This is a genomic window from Dactylosporangium sp. NPDC000555, assembly GCF_040300025.1.
Classification (GTDB): Bacteria; Actinomycetota; Actinomycetes; order Mycobacteriales; family Micromonosporaceae; genus Dactylosporangium.
Genome location: NZ_JBEPDB010000169.1, coordinates 1 through 6471 on the forward strand (window position 1 = coordinate 1; position 6471 = coordinate 6471).

Sequence of the window (6471 nt, forward strand, 5' to 3'; positions counted from 1 at the left end):
AGCCGGCCGGGTCCCCAGGCCGCCCCCCAGGCCGCCCCCCAGTTCGCACCGGCGGTCGCCTCGCCGGCCCCGGCCACCGCGGCGGTCGGCGACGGCTCGCCGCAACCGCGGCCACGACCGGCGACCGGGCTCGCGGCGACGAACGCCCGCCGCGTCCTGTGGCTCGCCTGGGCCGTCGCGGCGCTCGGCGTCTGCTGCCTGCTCAGCATCGTCGTCGGCACCAGGAACCTCTCCCTGGGCACGATCTGGGACGCGTTCGCGCACTACACCGGGACGGCCGACCAGTCGATCGTGCGGGAGCTGCGGGTGCCGCGCACGCTGCTCGCGCTGCTCGTCGGCGGCGCGCTCGGCATCGCCGGAGCGGTGATCCAGGGCGTCACCCGCAACCCGCTCGCCGACACCCAGGTGCTCGCGATCAACGCCGGCGCCGGCCTGTTCGTGGCGGTCGCGATCGGCCTGTTCGGGCTCTCCGGGATCACGGCGTACGTCTGGTTCGCCTTCGCCGGCGCGGCGGCCGCCATGGTCCTGGTGTATGCGCTCGCCGCCGTCGGCCGGGGCGCCGTCAGCCCGGTACGGCTGCTCCTGGCCGGCGTCGCGCTCGGCGCGGTCCTCGACGGCGTCTCCGCCGGCATCCGCCTGCTGCGCCCGCGCGCCTTCGACGCTCTGCGCTTCTGGGACGTCGGCGCGCTGACCGGGCGCAGGTTCGACGTCGTCGCCGCGGTCGCCCCGTTCATCGTGGCCGGGCTGGCGCTGGCCCTGCTCGTCGCCCGGTCGCTCAACACGGTCGCCCTCGGCGACGACCTGGCCCGCTCGCTCGGCGCGAACCTCGCCCGCACCCGCGCCGCGGCGGTGCTGTCGGTGACGCTGCTGGCCGGGGCGGCGACCGCCGCCGTCGGGCCGATCGGCTTCGTCGGCCTGATGGTCCCGCACGTCGCCCGCTGGATCGTCGGGCCGGACCAGCGCTGGATCTTCGCCTTCACGCTCGTCGGCGGCCCCGTCCTGCTGCTCGCCGCGGACATCGTCGGCCGGCTGGTGCTGCGCCCGGGCGAGCTGCAGGCCGGGATCGTGACGGCCTTCGTCGGCGCACCCGTGCTCATCTGGCTGGTCCGCCGGCGCAATGCGAGCGCGCTGTGAAGCGGACGGGCGCCGCCGTCGACTTCGGCCGCCGGGTGCTCGTGCTGCGCGCCGGCCGGGCCGTGTCCTCGCGCGTCGGGCTGCGCGGCGCCGCGACCTGCGCCGTCCTGCTCGTCGCCGCCGCGGCGGTGGCGGTGCTCGCGCTCGGCAGCGGCGAGTTCACCGCGTCGCCCACCGAGGTGCTGCGGGCGCTGGCCGGCGAGGGCTCGCGCGCCGTGCGGCTGGTCGTCGTCGAGTGGCGCCTGCCCCGGGTGCTGCTGGCGCTGCTGGTCGGTGCGGCGATGGGCCTGGCCGGCGCGATCTTCCAGGCCCTGACCCGCAACCCGCTGGGCAGCCCCGACGTCATGGGGTTCAGCACCGGCGCCTACACCGGCGTGCTGGTCTGCATCGTCTTCGTCGGGCGCGGCTATCCCCAGATCGCCACCGCCGCCTTCATCGGCGGCGTCGCCACCGCGGCGCTCGTCTACCTGTTCGCCCGCCGTGGCGGGCTCCAGGGGTTCCGGCTCATTGTCGTCGGCATCGCGGTCAGCGCCGTGCTCGCCTCGCTCAACCAGTGGTTCATCATCAAGGTCGGCCTGCACACCGCGATCACCGCGACCGTGTGGAGCCAGGGCAGCCTCAACGGCGTCGGCTGGGACCGGGTGGCACCCGCCGCCGTCACGATCGGCGCCCTCGGCGCGGCCCTGCTCGCGCTCGGGCCCCGGCTCGGGCTCCTCGAGCTCGGCGACGACGCGGCGGCGGCCCTCGGCGTGCGCGTCGAGCGCGTCCGGCTGGCCTACCTCGGGCTCGGCGTGGCCCTGACCGCGGCCGCGACCGCCGTCGCCGGGCCGATCTCGTTCGTGGCGCTCGCCGCCCCGCAGCTCGCGCACCGGCTGGCCCGCACCGCCGGCATCGCCCTGGCGCCGTCGGCCGCGATGGGCGCGCTGCTGCTCATCGCCGGCGACTGGGTGGCGCAGCACGCGTTCGCACCGACCCAGCTGCCCGTCGGCGTGGTGACCGCGTCGGTCGGCGGCCTGTACTTCGTGTGGCTGCTCGTACGGCAAGCGAGGAGACAACCGTGACCCGGCTGCGCGCCGAGAACATCACCGTCGGCTACCAGCGCCGGACCGTCAGCACCGGCCTCGACCTGGAGATTCCCGACGGCCGGTTCACCGTGATCGTCGGGCCGAACGCGTGCGGCAAGTCCACCCTCCTGCGCGCCCTCGCCCGGCTGCTCACGCCCGCCGCCGGGCAGGTCGTCCTCGACGGCAAGGCGATCCACGTCCACCCGGCCAAGGAGGTGGCGCGCCGCCTCGGGCTGCTGCCGCAGTCGTCGATCGCGCCCGAGGGCATCTCGGTCGCGGAGCTCGTCGCGCGGGGCCGTTTCCCGCATCAGCGGCTGCTGCGGCAGTGGTCCCGACAGGACGAGGCCGCCGTGGTGGCCGCGATGGCGGCGACCGGCGTCCAGGACCTGTCCGGCGAGCCGGTCGACACGCTGTCGGGCGGGCAGCGCCAGCGGGTGTGGGTCGCGATGGTGCTCGCCCAGCAGACGCCGATCGTGCTGCTCGACGAGCCGACCACGTTCCTGGACATCGCCCACCAGGTCGAGCTGCTCGAGCTGTGCCTGCGGCTCAACCGCGAGCAGAACACCACCATGGTCGCCGTCCTGCACGACCTCAACCACGCCTGCCGCTACGCCGACCACCTCGTGCTCATGAAGGACGGGCGGGTCGTGGCCGAGGGCGAGCCCGGCCGGGTCGTCACGGCCGAGCGCATCGAGGCGGTGTTCGGGCTGCGCTGCCGGATCATTCCCGACCCCGAGACCAGCACGCCGCTGGTGATTCCCCGCGCCGGCGACCTGCACCGCACGCCGGCACCAGCAGAGAGGACGCATGAAGATGTCCAGCAACCCGTTCGATGACGAGGACGGCACGTTCTTCGTTCTGGTCAACGACGAGGACCAGCACTCGCTGTGGCCGACCTTCGCCGTCGTGCCCGCCGGCTGGCGCATCGTCTTCGGCGAGGGCGGCGCGACCGCGCGCCAGGAGTGCCTCGACTACGTCGAGCGGCACTGGACCGACCTGCGCCCCCGCAGCCTGCGCGAGAGCATGGCGCGGGAATCGGCCCCAGCCGCATGAGATGGTCGCGCGTGATGCCGCCGGTGACCGGATCCCGGATCCTGTGGCGCGCCGTCACCCGCAACCGGAAGCGGCTCGTCGCCGGCAGCGCCCTCATCTGCCTGCACCAGCTCGCCGAGGCGGCGGTGCCGATCCTCATCGGCGTCGGCATCGACCGGGCCGTCGCGCCGGGCGACGGCCGCGCGCTGCTGGTCTGGGTGGCGGCGCTCGGCGTGCTGTTCGTCGCGGTGACCACCTGCTACCGCTTCGGCGCGCGCCAGCTCATGCTCGCCATCGCCAACGAGGGGTTCCTCATGCGGGGCGAGGTGGCCGCGAAGATCATGCATCCGAGGGGCATCCGCACCGAACTGCGCGCGGGTGAGCTGCTGACGGTGTCGAGCACCGACGCCGACAACGTCTCCTACCTGCTGGACTACATCCCGCGCATCGCCGGGGCGATCACCGCCACCATCGCCTGCGCCGGCGTGCTGCTGTCCATCGACGTGCCGCTCGGCGTCCTCGTGCTCGCCGGCACGCCGCTGGTGCTGCTCGGCATGCAGGCCGCCGCGCCGCGCATCACCCGCCGGGTGACCCGCCAGCAGGAGCTCGCCGGACGGGCCAGCGCCCTGGCCACCGACCTGGTCGCCGGGATCCGCCCGCTGCGCGGCCTCGGCGCCGAACGGGCCGCCGACCAGCGGTACCGCGACGTCAGCCGCCAGTCGCTCGGCGCCGCGCTGGCGGCCGCCCGCGCGCAGGGCTGGAACCTGGCCGCGTCGACCGCCGGCAGCGCCCTGCTGGCCAGCGGCGTGGCCGTGCTGGCCGGTTGGTTCGCGCTCGACGGGCGGATCAGCGTCGGCGAGTTCATCGCCGTCATCGGGCTCGCGCAGTTCCTGCTCGAACCGCTCGGGCTGCTCGCGATCGTGCCCAGCTGGGTCGCGGAGGCCCGGGCGTCCGCCGATCGCGCCGCCCTCGTACTCGCCGCCGGCGTACGGCTGCCGGAGGGCACCGAGCCCGTCGGCCCGGCGCCGCGGCTGGACGTCGTCCGGCTGCGGCACGGCTCCCTCGACGGGCTCGACCTGACGGTGCGCCCCGGCGAGCTCGTCGGCGTCGTCGCGGCGCGCTCCGCCGACGCGGAGGCGCTGATGCGGGTGCTGTCCGGCGGCGCGTCGCCGGAGGAGTACGACGGCACCGTGTCGCTCGGCGGCACCGCCCTGCACGAGCTCGACCTGGCCCGCGCCCGCGCCGCGCTGCTCGTGGAGCCGCACCGCAGCGACCTGTTCACCGGCACCGTGGCGACCAACGTCGCCGCCGCGACCGGCGGCGGCGCCGCCGCCGGGACGATCGAACGGCCCGACGGGTTCGACGAGGCGCTGGCGGCCTCGGCGGCGGACGAGGTCGTCGCGGACCACCCGGACGGCGCCGAACGCGTCGTCGCCGAGCGCGGGATGAGCCTGTCCGGCGGGCAGCGGCAGCGGCTCGCCCTCGCCCGCGCGCTCCTGGCCCGCCCGCCGGTCCTGGTGCTGCACGACCCGACCACCGCCGTGGACGCCGTCACCGAGCACTCGATCGCCCGGGCCGTGCGGGCGCTGCGGCACGGTGCGCAGGCCGGCGAGCGGTACGCGACGCTCGTCGTCACCAGCAGCCCGGCCCTGCTCGCCGTCGCCGACCGGGTCGTCGTGCTCGACGCCGGACGGGCCCGCGCCGAGGGCCGCCACGCCGAGCTCGGCACCGCCGACGAGGACTACCGCAGGATGGTATTGCGATGAGTATCGATTCCTCGCTGCCGGTCGCCGACCGGCGGGAGACACTGCGCTGGCTGCGCGGCGAGCTGCGGCGGCGCCGGGGCGGCGCGATCGTCGCGGCCGGGGTGGGCGTGCTCGCCGCCGCGGCCGCGGTGACCCCGGCGTACGCGCTCGGCGTGCTCGTCGACCGGGTCCGGGCCGGCGCCGGCGCCGCGGCGGTCGTCCCGGTCGCCGTGGTCATCGCGGCCGCCGCGGTCGTGGCCGGCGTGACGGCCGGCCTGTCGAGCTACCGCATCGCCCGCCTGGGCGGCGAAATCCTGGCCACGCTGCGGGAGAGCGTCGTCGCGCGGGCGCTGACGCTGCCCGCCAATCGGCTCGAACGCGCCGGCGCCGGCGAGCTGCTCTCCCGGGTCGGGCCGGATGTCGCGGCGGTCGGCAAGGCGGTGACGGACGTGCTGCCCACGATGATCGCCTCGCTGCTGCTCGGCACGCTGAGCCTGCTCGCGATGGTCGGCATCGACTGGCGGCTCGGCCTGGCCGGGCTGCTGGCGGTGCCGCTGTACGTGCTGGCCCTGCGCTGGTACCTGCCCCGCTCGGCGCCCATCTACGCCCGGGAGCGGGTGGCGGTCGCCGAACGCTCCCAGCTGCTGCTGGAGAGCGTGCAGGGCCGGCGCACGGTGCACGCCTACCGCCTGGAGGAGCCGCACCTGGCCGGGATCGACACCGCGTCGGCGCGCGCCCGCGACCTGTCGGTGTCGGTGTTCACGCTGTTCACCAGGTTTGTCGGCCGGGTCAACCGGGCCGAGTTCGTCGGCCTCACCGCGATCGTGGTGACCGGGTTCCTGCTCGTGCGCGCCGGCGCGGTGACGGTCGGCGGTACGGCCGCCGCGGCGGTGCTCTTCCACCGGCTGTTCAACCCGATCGGCATGCTGCTGTACACGTTCGACGAGCTCCAGGCGGCCGGCGCGAGCCTCGCCCGGCTGGTCGGCGTCGCCGGCATGCCGGACGAGGAGCGCGCCTCGGGGCCGGCACCGGCACCTCGCTCGGGCGCCGAGAGCGACCCGGACCGGGCGACGCTGGAGGTCCGCGACGTGGGATACCGCTATCCCGGCGGGCCGGACGTGCTGCACGGTGTGAGCCTGCGCATCGAGCCGGGCCAGCGGGTCGCCCTGGTCGGCTCCACGGGCGCCGGCAAGTCGACGCTCGCCGCCGTCGCGGCCGGGATCCTGCGGCCGGCGGCCGGATTCGCGGCCATCGGCGGGGTGCCGCTCGCCGACCTCGACCCGCCGGCCCTGCGCTCCCGGGTCGCGATCATCAGCCAGGAGACCCACGTCTTCGCCGGGCCGCTGCTCGAGGACCTGCGCCTGGCCCGGCCCGGCGCCACGGAGGCGGAGGTCGAGGCCGCGCTGGCGACGGTGGGCGCGGCGGGCTGGGTCGCCGACCTGCCCGACGGCCCGCACACGGTCGTCGGCGAGGGCGGGCACGAGCTGACCGCCGCG

At 76.1% G+C, this 6471-nt stretch carries 6 protein-coding genes; all 6 read left to right on the forward strand.

Translation table 11 applies throughout. The annotated features are described in order from the left end of the window. Positions 1-198 precede the first annotated feature (198 nt). Entirely contained in the window at positions 199-1134 is a 936-nt protein-coding gene (locus ABT297_RS42360; protein WP_350559651.1) for an iron chelate uptake ABC transporter family permease subunit, read from the forward strand. Continuing rightward, positions 1131-2195 carry a FecCD family ABC transporter permease gene (locus tag ABT297_RS42365; RefSeq protein ID WP_350559639.1) on the forward strand — a complete coding sequence of 355 codons (1065 nt, stop codon included), beginning with the start codon at positions 1131-1133 and terminating at the stop codon, positions 2193-2195. Before ABT297_RS42360 ends, ABT297_RS42365 begins: the two co-directional genes overlap by 4 nt. A gap of 20 nt (positions 2196-2215) precedes the next feature. Continuing rightward, positions 2216-3034 (forward strand): ABC transporter ATP-binding protein, encoded by an 819-nt coding sequence (locus ABT297_RS42370; protein WP_350559654.1) that lies wholly within the window; start codon positions 2216-2218, stop codon positions 3032-3034. Further along, positions 3012-3251, forward strand: a complete 240-nt coding sequence (locus ABT297_RS42375; RefSeq protein WP_350559642.1) for an MbtH family protein — start codon at positions 3012-3014, stop codon at positions 3249-3251. The genes ABT297_RS42370 and ABT297_RS42375 overlap by 23 nt, the downstream gene beginning before the upstream one ends. A 23-nt stretch (positions 3252-3274) precedes the next feature. Next, positions 3275-4996, forward strand: coding sequence for an ABC transporter ATP-binding protein (locus ABT297_RS42380; protein WP_350559645.1), 1722 nt, complete (start codon positions 3275-3277; stop codon positions 4994-4996). Next, positions 4993-6471, forward strand: a 1479-nt coding sequence (locus tag ABT297_RS42385) for an ABC transporter ATP-binding protein (RefSeq protein WP_350559648.1), incomplete at its 3' end; no start/stop codon positions are given. The genes ABT297_RS42380 and ABT297_RS42385, both read left to right, overlap by 4 nt.

Excerpts from the sequence above, each read along its gene's own strand:
- ABT297_RS42375 (WP_350559642.1), top strand. The coding sequence starts at position 3,012 with ATGTCCAGCAACCCGTTCGATGACGAGGACGGCACGTTCTTCGTTCTG.